14 protein-coding genes and 2 pseudogenes are annotated in these 15,178 nt (G+C 60.9%); 9 read left to right on the top strand and 7 right to left on the bottom strand.

Annotated features, from left to right (window positions below; all coding sequences use genetic code 11):
- Positions 1-38: 38 nt before the first annotated feature.
- Positions 39-557, bottom strand: coding sequence for a hypothetical protein (locus tag ACFQAU_RS16110; protein WP_120351036.1), 519 nt, complete (start codon positions 555-557; stop codon positions 39-41).
- A 125-nt stretch (positions 558-682) separates the two neighbouring features.
- Here ACFQAU_RS16110 and ACFQAU_RS16105 point away from each other — a divergent pair, with 125 nt between their 5' ends.
- A complete protein-coding gene (locus ACFQAU_RS16105; RefSeq protein WP_120351037.1) occupies positions 683-1,093 on the top strand; it encodes a SufE family protein in 411 nt (136 codons plus the stop codon).
- A 3-nt stretch (positions 1,094-1,096) separates the two neighbouring features.
- On the opposite strand, the gene ACFQAU_RS16100 is transcribed toward ACFQAU_RS16105, so the two are convergent.
- Entirely contained in the window at positions 1,097-1,741 is a 645-nt protein-coding gene (locus ACFQAU_RS16100) for a DUF1638 domain-containing protein (protein ID WP_132443428.1), read from the bottom strand.
- Between the two features lie 55 nt (positions 1,742-1,796).
- Complete coding sequence (locus tag ACFQAU_RS16095; protein ID WP_067629073.1) at positions 1,797-2,495, bottom strand: corrinoid protein; 699 nt, start codon at positions 2,493-2,495, stop codon at positions 1,797-1,799.
- A 201-nt stretch (positions 2,496-2,696) separates the two neighbouring features.
- On the opposite strand from ACFQAU_RS16095, the gene ACFQAU_RS16090 reads away from it, so the two are divergent.
- On the top strand, positions 2,697-3,773 hold the full coding sequence (locus tag ACFQAU_RS16090) for a PA0069 family radical SAM protein (RefSeq protein ID WP_132443427.1): 1,077 nt from the start codon (positions 2,697-2,699) through the stop codon (positions 3,771-3,773).
- A gap of 3 nt (positions 3,774-3,776) precedes the next feature.
- Here ACFQAU_RS16090 and bmt read toward each other — a convergent pair whose 3' ends face one another.
- Positions 3,777-4,790, bottom strand: coding sequence for a betaine--homocysteine S-methyltransferase (gene bmt / locus ACFQAU_RS16085; protein WP_132443426.1), 1,014 nt, complete (start codon positions 4,788-4,790; stop codon positions 3,777-3,779).
- Between the two features lie 132 nt (positions 4,791-4,922).
- Positions 4,923-5,240, bottom strand: a complete 318-nt coding sequence (locus ACFQAU_RS16080; RefSeq protein WP_132443425.1) for a DUF1476 domain-containing protein — start codon at positions 5,238-5,240, stop codon at positions 4,923-4,925.
- A gap of 167 nt (positions 5,241-5,407) precedes the next feature.
- Between ACFQAU_RS16080 and purC the strand changes: the two genes are divergently transcribed.
- From purC to ACFQAU_RS16055, 5 genes and pseudogenes are all read left to right on the top strand, one after another.
- Positions 5,408-6,169, top strand: coding sequence for a phosphoribosylaminoimidazolesuccinocarboxamide synthase (gene purC, locus ACFQAU_RS16075; protein WP_067629081.1), 762 nt, complete (start codon positions 5,408-5,410; stop codon positions 6,167-6,169).
- A gap of 48 nt (positions 6,170-6,217) precedes the next feature.
- Positions 6,218-6,447 (top strand): annotated as a pseudogene (purS, locus tag ACFQAU_RS16070) (phosphoribosylformylglycinamidine synthase subunit PurS).
- Entirely contained in the window at positions 6,447-7,115 is a 669-nt protein-coding gene (gene purQ / locus ACFQAU_RS16065; RefSeq protein ID WP_132443424.1) for a phosphoribosylformylglycinamidine synthase subunit PurQ, read from the top strand. The pseudogene purS and the gene purQ overlap by 1 nt, the downstream one beginning before the upstream one ends.
- Positions 7,116-7,184: 69 nt before the next feature.
- Positions 7,185-8,912 (top strand): sensor histidine kinase, encoded by a 1,728-nt coding sequence (locus ACFQAU_RS16060; RefSeq protein ID WP_201721952.1) that lies wholly within the window; start codon positions 7,185-7,187, stop codon positions 8,910-8,912.
- A gap of 4 nt (positions 8,913-8,916) precedes the next feature.
- Entirely contained in the window at positions 8,917-10,251 is a 1,335-nt protein-coding gene (locus ACFQAU_RS16055) for a sigma-54-dependent transcriptional regulator (RefSeq protein WP_067624654.1), read from the top strand.
- A gap of 23 nt (positions 10,252-10,274) precedes the next feature.
- On the opposite strand, the gene ACFQAU_RS16050 is transcribed toward ACFQAU_RS16055, so the two are convergent.
- Positions 10,275-10,565 carry a hypothetical protein gene (locus tag ACFQAU_RS16050; RefSeq protein WP_132443422.1) on the bottom strand — a complete coding sequence of 97 codons (291 nt, stop codon included), beginning with the start codon at positions 10,563-10,565 and terminating at the stop codon, positions 10,275-10,277.
- Between the two features lie 546 nt (positions 10,566-11,111).
- Here ACFQAU_RS16050 and ACFQAU_RS16045 point away from each other — a divergent pair.
- A pseudogene (locus tag ACFQAU_RS16045) lies at positions 11,112-14,007 on the top strand (Rne/Rng family ribonuclease).
- 92 nt (positions 14,008-14,099) lie between these two features.
- On the opposite strand, the gene ACFQAU_RS16040 reads toward ACFQAU_RS16045, so the two are convergent.
- Complete coding sequence (locus ACFQAU_RS16040; protein ID WP_067624663.1) at positions 14,100-14,327, bottom strand: sulfurtransferase TusA family protein; 228 nt, start codon at positions 14,325-14,327, stop codon at positions 14,100-14,102.
- A 91-nt stretch (positions 14,328-14,418) separates the two neighbouring features.
- Here ACFQAU_RS16040 and ACFQAU_RS16035 point away from each other — a divergent pair, with 91 nt between their 5' ends.
- On the top strand, positions 14,419-15,171 hold the full coding sequence (locus ACFQAU_RS16035; protein ID WP_067624666.1) for a cytochrome c biogenesis CcdA family protein: 753 nt from the start codon (positions 14,419-14,421) through the stop codon (positions 15,169-15,171).
- The last annotated feature ends 7 nt before the right edge of the window (positions 15,172-15,178 follow it).

Below are 15,178 nucleotides of genomic sequence, written 5' to 3'. Positions count from 1 at the left end.
TTGGGGCGGCTCTTTCTTATGGTGCGTGGCTTGGCCGCTTAGCGGCGAGAGACCAGCGCATTCATCTGCCCTTCGACGCGAATCTCGCGCACCCCGGCCAGCATTTGATCTGTCAGACGACGGCCCGCGATGACCTCACGGGTGGGGCGGCTGCCTTGCGGGGTCGCCTTGTCGGGGCGTACCCCTTCCAAACGGTAAGTCAGAACACCGTCGACAGGCGTCTCATCAATCGTCGCAGGAGTTAGCTGCACCGCATAAATGCCCTGCCGCGCGGCAAGGCCCGTGGCGCGTAGAATCGCACCGCCCGGGACCGGCTCGATCGTCAGGTCGGTGATCTGCTCGAAAGGGCGCCCCTCATAAGTGTCGACCTCAACCGCGCGCCGGGCGAACAGCCCGCTGCGCTGTGGAATCAACGGGTTGTTGCTCTCTTCCGGCGCGGACGGTGCCGAACGCGCGGGGCCGAACCAATTCAGCGGGTTGATGCGGCTGTCACGGACCGTGCCACAGGCGGATACCAAAAGGGTCGAGGCCAAAAGAGCGAGGAGTGTCTTGCGCATGGGATCCGCCGTTAAATTAACTTGTCTTGTGCTACCCCATCACGCCACCCTTGGGAAGGGGTGGACCTTTGCGCATCGGCATCCTACCTGTCAGGCAATGGAATTCACCCAAAGAGAGTGCACAGATGGCCACGCCTGCCTTTGAAGAACTGGTCGAGGATTTCGAGTTTCTGGACGATTGGGAAGACCGCTACCGCCATGTGATCGACCTTGGTAAAGCGATGGACCCGCTGCCCGAGCCGCTGCGCGTGCCGGCGACCAAGGTCGACGGCTGCGCCTCTCAGGTCTGGCTCCATGCACAGTTTGACGGCGGCAAGCTGCATTTTGACGGCGCGAGCGACGCGATGATCGTCTCGGGGCTGATCGCGGTTTTGCGCAATCTTTACAACGGTTTGACGCCTGCCGAAGTGGGCGCTGTCGATGCCAAAGCGGAACTTGCGCGGCTGGGATTGAATGACCACCTCTCGGCGCAACGCTCCAACGGGTTGCGCGCGATGATTGAGCGCGTGCGCGAGACGGCCGCTCAGGAAGCCTGACGGTTAAAGGTCGCGCAAAGCGGTCTGCAAATCCCCGTAGCCCGTGAAGCGCCGCTCGAACGAAAGGCCGAGCCGCGCGGCGCAGCCTTGCGCCTTTTCGGTCAGCGCCGGGTCGTCCGTCTGCGCCTGATAGACCAGTTTCTCGTAATTGCCGAAATACATGTCGCGCAGCTCTGGGTGCCGGTCGAGTCCCATTGGCTTGATGATGAAAGCCTCAAACTGCCGCACCAGAAAATCGGTGAGGTAGAAGGTGGTGATCTCATCTTCCGAGGTTTTGGCGAAACTCTCGTTGCCCTGAAAAAAGCTGTAGCAATGTGGCCCTGCGACCATCTGCACGCCCATCTCTTCGCAGGCCCGCTCCAGCCCGCCGCCCGTTCCGCAATCGGCGTAGACGACAAAGAAATCGTCATAGTCCGCGCGGTGTTTGGCGACCGTGTCGCGCACCGCTTGGGTGATCTTTTCCGGGTAGAGGTGATATTTCGCGGGCAGGCAGGTCAGGTCAAGATGGGTCCAGCCGTTCGCGGCCTTCAAATCCAGTATCTCACGGGCCAGCGCGCCACAGGAGATCAGCAGAATGCGGCCCGCGCGGGTGGGCGCGAGCCCCTCTTGGGTGAGGGTCCGATCATCTGGCAGATTGCTGTCGCTCATGGCGTCACCATCGCATGTCACCGATGCCAAAGCCAAGTGGAGCGGTGCCAGCAGCCTAGGCGTTGGCGGAGTTATGTTTCCGACCCATCCAGTCTTTGGCCGTTTCCACTGCTACGGCGGCATCGCGGCAATAGGCGTCGGCCCCGATGGCCTTGCCGAACTCTTCGTTCAGCGGCGCGCCACCGACCAGCACGATATAGTCGTCGCGCTTGCCCTGTTCGATCAGCGTGTCGATCACGACTTTCATATAGGGCATGGTCGTGGTCAGCAGGGCGGACATGCCGAGGATGTCGGCCTGTTCCGTCTCAAGCGCTTCTAGATAGGCTTCGACCGCGTTGTTGATGCCCAGATCGACAACTTCGAAACCCGCGCCTTCCATCATCATGCCAACGAGGTTTTTGCCGATGTCGTGGATGTCGCCTTTGACCGTGCCAATCACCATTTTGCCCACCCGGGGCGCGCCGGTTTCGGCCAGGAGCGGTTTGAGGATGGCCATGCCGCCCTTCATCGCATTAGCGGCCAGCAGCACTTCGGGCACAAAGAGGATACCGTCGCGGAAATCCGCGCCCACGATGGTCATGCCGCCGACCAGCGCTTTGGTCAGAACCTCATAGGGTTCCCAACCGCGGTCGAGCAGGATTTGCACCCCTTCTTCGATCTCTTCCTTGAGACCGTCATAGAGGTCATCGAACATCTGCTGGACCAGTTCTTCGTCGTCCAACTCGGCCAGGATGATATCGTCTTCTTCTGACATGGTGTTTCCTTCTGCTGGGCGTGCAGGTGCATGACACTTGGGCCCTTGTCTCACGGAATGTTAGCGCCGGGGTCGCGGTTTGCGACATCGGCCGCGCCATGCGCGACGCCTTGGGAGCAAACTACTGCTTTTTGCGGTGTAAGGACAAGGGTTTGCGCAAGTTTACTTGCTGATGTTCGCACAATGTTCTAACCTTCTTTCATGGATAGGGAAGACCAGCGATTCCGCGTGCTTGGCCGCGCGGCAGGCAGCAATGACGCAGGCCGGTTTGAGCGTCACGCCCGCGTGGCGGAGGACGATGGCTGGGCACGGGAAGAGGTGCTTCCGGTGCTGCGTACCAACACCAGCATCGAGGTGCCGCGCCGGGTAATTACCTACAACCGCTCGCCGGATCTGCCCTTTGATCGGTCGATCAACCCTTACCGCGGTTGCGAACATGGCTGTGTTTACTGTTTCGCACGGCCCAGCCACGCCTATCTTGGACTGTCGCCGGGGTTGGATTTTGAAACGCAGTTGATCGCCCGCCCCGAAGCGCCGCAGGTCTTGGCGCGAGAGCTGCGCGCGAAACGCTATGAGGTCGCGCCCATCGCCATCGGCACTAACACCGATCCGTACCAGCCCATCGAAAAGACCCATGGCATCATGCGGGAGTGTCTTGAGGTGCTGTCTGAATTCAATCACCCGGTGGCAATTGTCACTAAGGGCAGCCTGATCGAACGCGACATCGACATTCTGGGCGATATGGCCGAGCGCGGATTGGCGGCGGTTGGCATTTCGGTGACTACGCTGGACGCAAAGCTCAGCCGTTTGATGGAACCGCGCGCGCCCGCACCGCAGCGGCGGCTGCAGGTGATCCGAAAGCTGTCGGAGGCTGGCATCCCGGTGCGGATCATGGCGTCCCCAATGGTTCCGGCGCTGACCGACCCGGAGTTGGAGGCGATCCTTGCCGCCGGACGTGACGCCGGGGCGCGGCACGCCGGTTGGATCATGCTGCGCCTACCGCGTGAGGTGTCGCCGCTGGTGCAAGAGTGGCTCGCCACCCATTACCCCGACCGGGCCGAGCGGATCATGGCGCGGCTGCGCGATATGCATGGGGGCAAGGAATACGATGCGGGCTGGCACAAACGCATGCGGGGCGAGGGGCCCTATGCGCAGATGGTGGCGCAGCGGTTTGATCTGGCAGTCAAACGTCTGGGGCTGACCCGCGCGGGCGTGCCGCTGCGCTGCGATCTGTTTCGACCGCCCTCCGAAAAGGGCGATCAATTGAGCTTGTTTTGAAGCTTAGCTCCGGCGGCGGCCACGGCGCGGCGCGCGCACTGGACCTTGCCCGTCGGTGCCGTCGCTTTCGGACGAGAAATCACCGATCTCTTCGCGGATTTGCTCCAACGTCGGGGCGGGACCTTTTTCCGTGCTATCGAGCGCTTCGCGCATCGCGACCAGATGCTCGGGCAGGGTGCCGCAGCAACCGCCGATGACGCTGGCCCCCGCGTCACGCGCCATGGTCGCATAGCGCGCCATCAACTCGGGCGTGCCGTCGTAATGGATGTGGCCTTCGACGTATTTCGGGATGCCCGCGTTGCCCTTGGAGATGATCGGCAGCGTGCCATTCTTGGCGGCGAAACCGAGTACCGTGCGCAGCAGGTCAGACGCGCCCGTGCCGCAGTTGGCACCATATGCCAGCGGTGTGTTGTCCAGCCCGTGCACCATATCGACCATCCCTTCGGAGGTCAGGCCCATCATCGTACGTCCCGCGGTGTCAAAGCTCATCGTGCCGCACCATGGCAGCCCCGCCAGCGCAAAGCCTTCGGCAGCGGCGCGGTATTCTTCGGGGGCGCTGATCGTTTCCAGCCAGCCAATATCGGCACCACCAGCTTTGAGGCCGTCGGCAGTCTCATGGAACATCTCAACGGCGAGGGAGTGGGTCAGGGTGCCGACCGGCTCCATGATCTCACCCGTGGGGCCGACAGAGCCTGCGACGATGACTTTGCGCTCGGCGGTATCGGCCACTTCGCGTGCCAGTTCGGCAGAGACGCGGCTTAATTCATGCACCCGCTTTTCGGCGCCGTGCAGCTTGAGCCGCGAGGCATTGGCCCCAAAAGAGTTGGTCAGGAACAGATCACTGCCCGAATCCACCGCGAAACGGTAAAGCTTGATGATCTTCTTCGGCTCATCGGTGTTCCACATCTCAGGCGCGTCGCCCGACATCAGCCCCATGTTGAACAGATTGGTGCCCGTGGCCCCATCCGCGAGCAATGTGCCCTTTTCAGCCAAAAGATCGGTGAATGCGTTGCTCATGGGGGCTCCTGTAGGGTCTGGGAATTTCGCCTGATGTCATGATGCCTTCATGGGGGCAATCTCATAATATTCATCTTCATTATGAGGGCAGGCAGGGCGGGTCACCCCGGCGCGTGGCCGGGGTGGAATGCGTCAGCTGGTCTCGCTCAGCAGTTGCGCTTTGGCTTCGACCATTAGCGCCTGCATCTTGGCGCGGATCGTCGCCTCATCGGCGCGGCCGCCCAGATCGCCCGAGACTTTGCGGTAGACATCCTCGTCGCCCGCCTCTTCAAAGTCGGATTTCACCACCTCTTTGGCATAGTCGTCGGCGTCGCTGCCCGATTTGCCTAAAAGTTCAGCAGCCCAGAGGCCCAGAAGTTTGTTGCGGCGCGCTTCGGCGCGGAATTGCATGTCTGCATCATGGGCGAACTTGCTTTCAAAGGCATTTGCACGGTCGTCGAACTTGCTCATAGCGGGTCTCCGATTGCTGGTGTTACCCTATTCATATGCGGTCGCCCCCGCGTTCCCACAAGTGGCGCGTCAAAGGTGACGGGCCATGCTTGCAGCAGCGGGGTGGTTGCACTAAGAGAAGCGCAAGCGGCAGGGATGTTCCCGGCCCCCTGTTGGAAAGGATGCCCATGGCCCGGCGCAACAAGATCTACGAAGGCAAGGCAAAGATCCTCTATGAAGGTCCTGAGCCCGGCACCATCGTGCAATATTTCAAAGACGATGCGACGGCCTTTAACGCCGAGAAGAAAGCCACGATCGAGGGCAAGGGCGTGTTGAACAACCGCCTGTCCGAGTTCTTTATGACCGGGCTGAACAACATCGGCGTGCCGACGCATTTTATCAAACGCCTGAACATGCGCGAACAGCTCGTGCGGCAGGTTGAGATCATTCCGCTGGAAGTGATCGTGCGGAACTATGCGGCGGGCTCCATGTCCAAGCGTCTTGGCATCGAAGAGGGCACACAGCTGCCGCGCCCGATTGTCGAGTATTGCTACAAAGACGACGCGCTTGGTGATCCGCTGGTCACCGAAGAGCATATCGCCGCCTTTGGCTGGGCAACCCAGCAAGACATGGACGATATTCTGAGCCTCGCGCTGCGGGTCAACGACTTTATGTCGGGCGTCATGATGGCCGTCGGCATCAAGCTGGTGGACTTCAAGATTGAGATTGGCCGCGTTTACGATGGTGACTTCCAGCGTCTGATCGTCGCCGATGAGATCAGCCCCGACAGCTGCCGCCTGTGGGACATCGAGACGGGCCAGAAGCTCGACAAAGATGTGTTCCGCCGGGATCTGGGCTCGCTCACCGATGCCTATACCGAAGTGGCCAAACGTCTCGGCGTCATGCCCAAGAACAATGCGCCGGTCTCCAAGCCGACGTTGATCAACTAACGCGGCTTCGCCGTTCAATTTGCAGATGTTACAAAGGGGTGTCGCGCCATGAAAGCACGGGTGCATGTGATGCTGAAGAACGGGGTGCTCGACCCTCAGGGCGAAGCTGTCCGCCACGCGCTCGGAGCCTTGGGCTTTGACGGGGTGAACGGTGTGCGTCAGGGCAAGGTGATCGAGCTTGACCTCGCCGAGGGCACGACCGAGGCCGATGTGACCGCCATGTGCGAAAAGCTCTTGGCCAATACGGTGATCGATCCTATTCGGTGGAGCTGGCCTGATGCACGCAGCGGTAGTTGTCTTCCCCGGGTCCAATTGCGACCGCGACCTTGCCGTGGCTTTCAAAGCCGCGGGCGCCAAGGTTTCCATGGTCTGGCACAAGGACAGCGAACTGCCGCAAGGCGTTGATATCGTAGGCATTCCCGGCGGGTTCTCCTATGGGGATTACCTGCGCTGCGGGGCCATTGCCGCGAATTCGCCGATCTGCCGCTCTGTGGCGGCTCATGCGCAGCGCGGCGGCTATGTGCTGGGCATTTGCAACGGTTTTCAGGTGCTGACCGAAACCGGCCTGCTGCCCGGCGCGCTGCTGCGCAATGCGGGGCTGAAGTACATCTGCAAGACTGTCGGCCTCAAGGTTGAGACCACGGCGAGCGATTATACCTCTGGCTACGACGCCGGTCAGGTCGTCAACATTCCAATCGCTCACCATGACGGCAACTATTTTGCCGATGATGAGACCATCGCGAAATTGCGCGGCGAAGATCGTGTGGCGTTCAGCTATGCCGAGAACCCGAATGGCGCGCGCGATGATATCGCGGGCATTCTTTCGGAAAACCGCCGCGTGTTGGGCATGATGCCGCACCCCGAGCGGGCAGCCGAAGCGGCCCATGGCAACATCGACGGGGCGGCGCTCTTCCGCGCATTGACCGGTGCTTTGCAAACCGCCTGACTTGAGTGCGGCCAGCGTAGCGCGTAGATTGCCGCGATGAGTGATGCATCCGGTTCCGAAGGCAATAGCATGGCCGTATCCTGGCGGGTGCGGTTCGCGATTGCGTCGCTGATGATCCTCGCCGTGGTGACGATCTCGATCACCAACAAGCTGCTGACCGACCGTTTTACCGAAAGCACCCGCAACCGCGCAGAACTGCGCATCGCGCTTTACAGCGGCAACCTGCTGGCTGAATTACGGCAAAACGCCATTGTGCCGCAGCTTTTGGCGCGCGACCCCACGTTGATCGGCGCGCTGCAATCGGCGGATTATTCGCTGTCGACACAGCGGCTTATCTCTTTCGTTGAGGAAATCGGCGCGGCATCCTTGATGCTATATGACATCGACGGGCGTACCGTGGCGGCGACAGACCGTAACCGCCTCGGCTCCGCCCATAAATCCGAGCCCTATTTCGTTGATGCCATCCGCTCAAATGCGACGATCTTTTCGACCATTGAGCGTGAGCAGGGCGGCTATCGCTTCCTCTATTCGCGGCGCATGCAGTCTGGCGGGACCACACTTGGGGTGATCGCCGTTGAGGTTGATCTGCAAAAGTTTGAACGGGCTTGGGCCGGGATCTCGGACGCGGTCATCGTGATGGACAGCACGGGCGAGATTATCCTCGCCACCGAGTCGCGTTGGCGCGGGCTGACAGAACCCGAAGCGCTGGCCAACCACACGCCCCAAAGCGCCATTGAACGCGCCATTCAAGCCACCACCGATTGGACCGCGCTGCCGCCCGATGCCTATCTGCAGGGCGAGGCGGTGATGCGGCTGGAAAACCGCATTCCGTTCCGCGGCTGGCGGATGAGCAGCTACACCACCTATGCCTCGGTTAGGGAAAAAGTGAACGGCGTGTTGGCGTTAGAGGTGATGGGTTTTGCGATTCTCTTGGCGCTGGCGTTCTATTTCCTGAGCCGCCGCACAGCGGGACGTTTGGCGATTTTTCAACGGGAATCGGCCAAGCTCAGGGCGCTGAACCTCGCACTCCAGCGTGAGATTGCGGAGCGAAAGAGGGTGCAACAGACCCTCGCCGTGGCCGAGCAAACCCTAGAACAGTCATCAAAACTTGCCGCATTGGGTGAAATGTCTGCCGCCGTCAGCCATGAGTTGAACCAACCGCTTGCGGCGATGAAAACCTATCTAGCGGGCGCGCGGCTTTTGCTGAACCGCAACCGGCAGGATGAGGCGCTGTCGTCCTTTGGGCGCATCGACGACCTGATCGAACGAATGGGCGCGATCACCCGGCAGCTTAAATCCTATGCCCGCAAGGGGCAGGAGGCCTTCTCTCCGGTTGATATGGGCGCGGCGCTGGCGTCTTCCCTGTCGATGATGGAGCCGCAGTTGCGCCAGCGACAGGTTCAGATCAGCCGCATCCTGCCCGATAATCCCGTCATGGTGATGGGAGACCGTATGCGGATCGAACAAGTTATGGTAAACCTGTTAAGAAACGCATTAGACGCAACAAAATCGGAACGAAACCCTCAGGTGGACATTATACTATCAGCGGGGGAGACGGCGACATTAACCGTGCGCGACAATGGCCCGGGGATTGAGGACTTGGACGCGCTGTTCGAACCTTTCTACACGACCAAACAGCCCGGCGATGGTGTTGGGCTGGGTCTTGCCATTTCATCGGGGATCGTCAACGACCTTGGGGGACGGCTTATGGCGCGCAACGGACAAAACGGTGGCGCTGTATTTGAGATGCAACTGCCTATATTGGCAGATGAAACGAAGATAGAAGCGGCGGAGTGAACGCATGGCTCAGGCAATGAAAATCGCGATTGTAGACGACGAACAGGACATGCGGCAGTCGATCAGCCAGTGGCTGGCCCTTTCGGGGTATGACACGGAAACCTTCGGCAGCGCCGAAGACGCGCTAAAGACTTTGGGGCCGGATTATCCGGGCATCGTCATCTCCGACATCAAAATGCCGGGCATGGACGGAATGCAATTCCTGAAAAAGCTGATGGGCAGCGACTCGGCTTTGCCGGTCATCATGATCACCGGTCATGGTGACGTGCCGATGGCGGTCGAAGCGATGCGCGTCGGCGCTTTCGACTTTCTTGAAAAGCCCTTCAACCCCGACCGGATGAGCGAACTGGCCAAAAAGGCCACCAATGCGCGGCGTCTGGTGATGGACAACCGCGCCCTGCGGCGTGAGCTGTCGGACGGCGGCCAGCTGATGAAAAAGCTCATCGGCCAATCGCCCGTCATGGAACGCCTGCGCGAAGATATCCTCGATCTGGGGCAGGCCGATGGGCATGTGCTGATCGACGGAGAAACCGGGACCGGTAAGACCCTCGTGGCCCATGCGCTGCACGCGGTCGGCAGCCGCGCGGGCAAGAAATTTGTCCTCGTCTCCTGTGGTGCTCTGGAGGAAGACGCGCTCGCCAAGCGGCTGTTCGGCCCGATGCAGCCCGAAGACGCGCAACTGCCCGCCATCGAAGAAGCGCGCGGCGGGACATTGGTGTTGGAAGACATCGAAGCCCTGTCCGAAAGCCTGCAGGCGCGGTTGTTGAGCGCCATCAACGAACAAGGCACCCCGGCAGAGACACGAATCGTCGCCATCTCGAACCTGCAAGAAGCCGGGCGCACCTCGGAAGACGCGCTGCGATCGGACCTGTTTTATCGTTTGGCAGCGCTCCGCATCACCGTGCCGCCGCTGCGCCAGCGTGGTGAGGATATCCTGACGCTCTTCACCCGGCTCAGCGATCAGTTCGCGGATGAATACGGCTGCGAGGCGCCTCAGGTCAGTGCACAAGAGGCGGCACAGTTGTTGCAAGCGCCATGGCCCGGCAACGTGCGCCAACTCATTAACGTGGCCGAACGCGCCGTGCTGCAATCGCGCCGCGGCTCGGGCACCATCGCCTCCCTCTTGATGAGCGACCATGACGAGATGCAGCCGGTGATGACCACCGAAGGCAAACCGCTCAAGGAATATGTCGAGGCATTCGAGCGCATGTTGATCGACAACACCATGCGCCGTCACAAGGGCTCTATCGCCAGCGTGATGGACGAGCTTTGCCTGCCGCGCCGGACGCTGAACGAGAAGATGGCGAAATACGGGTTGCAGCGGTCAGATTACCTCTGACCACCTCCCTTAAGCAGCGCGGTTTAACCGCTGCGCTGCTCTGCAATCTCGACCGCTTTGCCATTCGGATCGGTGATGCAGGACCAACTCGCGCCGCCGGGTACGTCAACGATATGGCGGTAAAGCTCCACCACAGGGCGTGTTGTATTGACGGCGACACCCGTCGCGCCGGTTTGCTGGGTCACCGCGGCCACACAGCTTTTCTGCCCGCGCAACTCGGCCAGCGCCGCCGGATTGTCGGCCACGGCGATCTCATCACAGGCGGCAAGGCCCAAAAGGGTCAGACAAAGCGCGGGGCGCAGGAATATTTGCATGAAGCGGTCCTTTGAAACTCTGGGCCGCGGGGGCGGCAAAGCAATTCTATGGTGCCGCCCAGCGATCCTTGCGGCGACAGTCTGAATGTTTCCAAGCCCATGCGCCTTGTCAACCGACCCGAGATAAACCGCATTTGACTGTTGCTCATTCGATTGACCATTGTGTTTCACCCCTTAAAGCCCTTAACTAGCCGGATAAGTCCTGTAACGCCCGACTGGCGTATGGTGACTTTTGACAGTTTCGCTGCCGTGCCAGCCCGACACCGGGGGCCAGCAGACCGATTGGGCCGGAAACGGCCGAAGAACCGCTGATATTCGCGAGGGTTAGCCCAACCGAAGCACAGCTAATTAATGGATGGGAGAGGCGCAAAGGCCCTCGCATCGGAGAAGAACCGCGATGACGCGCGCAGATGCTCAGAGCAGACAGATGGGGGCCATTCGTGGCCCTGCTGTTGCCGCGTCCTCCATCGCCCTGACAAGTCACACCTCCCAGCCCGATGCCCCGCCAGGGGCCTTCCGTGCGCGGGTGCTGTGCATAATGGATCTATGTCTAAGAAAATGCTTATCGATGCCACCCACGCCGAGGAAACTCGCGTTGTGGTCGTGGACGGAAACAAGGTCGAAGAATTCGATTTTGAATCAGAAAACAAACGCCAGCTTGCCGGCAATATCTATCTAGCCAAAGTTACACGGGTCGAACCGTCGCTTCAGGCTGCCTTTGTTGACTATGGCGGCAACCGTCATGGCTTCCTCGCGTTCTCGGAAATCCACCCCGATTATTACCAAATTCCCGTGGCCGACCGTCAGGCGCTGCTGGAAGAAGAGCGCGCCTATGCTGAAGCGCAGGCCGCCAAAGACGACGAAGACGAAAAGCCCAAGCGGACCCGCTCGCGGTCGCGCAGCCGATCGAAAAGCCAAGCGGCTGAGACCAACAGCGATGATGCCGTGGTCACAGCAGAGGTAGCTGACGACAACAGCGATCAAATCGCCGGTATGGAAACTGTTGATCTCGACAGCGAAGAGGGCAGCTCGCCCATGGAGCGGGTCGCGGAAACGCCGGTCGAAGAGCCTGAGAACGGCGAAGCCGAGGCCGAGGTTGCTAAGGCAGATGAAACGGCAGCGGCTACGTCCGATGACGCTGACGCCAGCGACGCCCAGGCCGACGATGCCGACAACGAAGACGACAAAGGCAGCGATGCCACGGCGAAAGACGATTCCATCGAATCCGTCGCCGACGAAGATGACAGCGAAGACATTCGCCCCGTGCGCAAACCGCGCCCGCGCCGCTACAAGATTCAAGAGGTCATCAAGGTCCGCCAGATCCTGCTGGTGCAGGTCGTCAAAGAAGAGCGCGGCAACAAGGGCGCGGCGCTGACCACCTACCTCAGCCTTGCGGGTCGCTACTGCGTGCTGATGCCCAACACCGCGCGCGGCGGCGGCATCTCGCGCAAGATCACCAATGCGGCTGACCGTAAGAAACTTAAAGAAATCGCGACTGAGATCGAAGTTCCCAAGGGTGCTGGTCTGATTGTTCGGACTGCCGGCGCGAAACGCACCAAAGCCGAGATCAAGCGCGATTACGAATACCTCCAGCGCCTCTGGGAGCAGATCCGCGAGCTGACGCTGAAGTCCATCGCGCCCGCCAAGATCTACGAAGAAGGCGACCTGATCAAACGCTCGATCCGCGACCTCTATAACCGCGAGATTGACGAGATCCACGTTGAGGGCGAGCGCGGCTACCGCATCGCCAAGGACTTCATGAAAATGATCATGCCGTCCCACGCGAAAAACGTGAAGCTCTACAACGAAAGCCTGCCGCTCTTTGCGCGCTATCAGGTGGAAAGCTACCTTTCGGGCATGTTCAACCCCACTGTGCAACTGCCCTCGGGTGGCTATATCGTGATCGGCGTGACCGAAGCGCTGGTGGCGATTGACGTGAACTCTGGTCGGGCCACCAAGGAAGGTTCGATCGAGCAGACCGCGACCAAGACCAACCTTGAGGCTGCCGCCGAAGTGGCGCGTCAGCTGCGTCTGCGTGACCTCGCGGGCCTGATTGTCATCGACTTTATCGACATGGATGAGCGCAAGAACAACGCCGCCGTCGAAAAGATGATGAAAGACAAGCTCAAGACCGACCGCGCGCGCATCCAAGTGGGCCGCATCTCGGGCTTTGGCCTGATGGAAATGTCGCGCCAGCGTCTGCGTCCGGGCATGATCGAGGCGACGACCCAGCCTTGCCACGCCTGCCACGGCACCGGTCTGGTGCGCTCTGACGACAACCTCGCCCTGTCGATCATCCGCCAGATCGAAGAAGAGGGCACCCGCCGCCGTTCGCGCGAAGTGCTGGTGCGTGCGCCCGTGGGCATCGCCAACTTCCTGATGAACCAAAAGCGTGAGCACATCGCCAATATCGAGATGCGTTACGGCATGTCTGTGAGGATCGAAGGCGACCCAACCTTGGTCAGCCCCGATTTCCACATCGAGAAGTTCAAGACCGCCACCCGCACCGTGCCGCCCGTCTCGGATCACGTCGTTTCGGTCGATACATCGCTGATGGATCAGATCGACGAGGATGAGAGCGCCGCAGAGGCCGAAGTGGAAGAGGCACCCGCCGCACAGGAAGCCCCCGCAATCCGAGAACGGAAACGGGAATGGCAACGGCAATGGTGACGAGGGCGAGGGCAAATCCAAACGCCGCCGCCGTCGTCGTCGCAGCCGGGGTGGCCGTGGCCGCAATGGCAATGGCGAGCAGCAGAATGGTGCAGACGATCAGAACGGTGGTCAGCAGCAGGAAGAGGCGAAGCCGGACGAAGGCGATAAAGCCCAACCGGTAGAAGCGGAGGCAGCGCAGGCCGACACCGACGCCGCGCCCGCCGCCGAGCAAAAGCCCAAGCCAAAAAGCCGCAGCCGGTCGCGCAAGCCCAAAGCCGAACTGGCCCCCGAAGCGGAACCCGCGCCCGAAGCGCTTGCCGCCGCAGAAGGCGAAACGCCACAGGTCAGTGCCGAGGCTGAAGGAGAAGAGACGCCCAAGCCCAAGGCCAAGCGCAGCCGCCGGACCAAAAAGCCCGTGGTGGAAGCGGCAGAAGAGACGGTGACAACAGACGCCGTGGCGACCGAGGAAGAGGCCGCACCCGCGCCAAAACCCAAGCGCCGGAGCCGGGCCAAAGCCAAGCCGGTCGAGCCGGTTGCCGAAGCCACGCCCGAGGCGATGGCCGACGCACTGCCGACCGAAGCGCCCATCGCGGCCCCGTCGCCGGAAACGGCCACACCTGTCGCGGAAGCACCGCAGCCTGAGCCGCAGCCCGAACCCACGGCCCAGCCGGTGGAAGCCGAAGCGCCCGCTGCCGAAACGGCTCCTGAGCCGGTGGCCGAAAAGGTGGAAGAGCAACCCGCCGAAAAGCCCAAGCCAAAACGCCGGGGCTGGTGGTCGCTGGGCAGCTAAGCCACGACATATAAAAGGAAACGGCGGGCTTTCAGGCCCGCCGTTTCCGATTCTGTCGTAGGGTTGAAGCGCGCGTTCCGGCCGGGTCCGGCTCAGCCACCTTTGGTGATGATATAAAGCTCTGCCGCGCCCTCGGTCCGGGTTTCGGTCAGCGCATGACCGGCTTCCACGCAGAAATGCGGCACGTCGATCACCGCGGCCGGATCATCGGCTGTCATATGAAGCTGATCGCCCGGCGCGAGGGCCGCCAGTCGTTTGCGTGCTTTCAGCACGGGCAGGGGGCACAGAAGCCCCGTGGCATCCAGTTTTTCGATCTTCATAAGACCAGTTAATCCAAGCCCATCCCGAGGTCCACGATCTTGTGACAATATGATAGGTGACGCCGGGGCGTTGTCGGTCTAGGAGTTGGTCATGTTTGATATAAGCCTCATCGACGCCGGGATCCTGCCGGCCATGATCATCGCTCTGGTTGCCGGGATTTTCAGTTTCCTGTCGCCCTGCGTGCTGCCCATCGTGCCACCCTATCTGGCCTATATGGGGGGCGTGTCGATCAATGACATGTCCAGCCAATCCAGCGCACGGCGGCGGGCGGTCGTGGCGGCGTTGTTCTTTGTGCTGGGGCTGAGCACTGTGTTCATCCTACTGGGCTTCACCGCCTCGGCCTTTGGGATGTTCTTTTTACAGAATCAGGCGCTTCTCGCTAAAATTTCCGGTGTGGTGATTATTGTCTTCGGCCTGCATTTCATCGGGCTCTTTCGCATTCCGTTTCTCGATCAAGAGGCGCGGATGGACGCGGGCGACAAGGGCGGGTCGAGTTTCGGCGCCTATGTCTTGGGGCTGGCCTTTGCCTTTGGCTGGACCCCCTGCATCGGGCCACAGCTGGGCGCGATCTTGTCACTGGCAGCAAGCGAGGCCTCCGTCTCCCGCGGGACGCTTTTGCTGGGCGTCTATGCGGCGGGGCTTGGCATTCCCTTCTTGCTGGCCGCGATGTTCATCACCCGCGCGATGACGCTGATGAACCGGATCAAACCGCATATGAAGCTGATCGAGCGGATCATGGGGGGCCTGCTGGTGATTGTTGGTCTGGCGCTGCTGACCGGCGCATTCACCGCCTTTTCCTTCTGGCTGCTTGAGACCTTTCCGATCCTCGCAACCGTAGGTTAAGCCTTAA

The organism is Sulfitobacter profundi (assembly GCF_042661425.1).
GTDB classification, from domain to species: Bacteria; Pseudomonadota; Alphaproteobacteria; order Rhodobacterales; family Rhodobacteraceae; genus Sulfitobacter; species Sulfitobacter profundi.
Note: the sequence above shows the minus strand (reverse complement) of the source record. Positions and strands in the feature narration are given on the sequence as shown.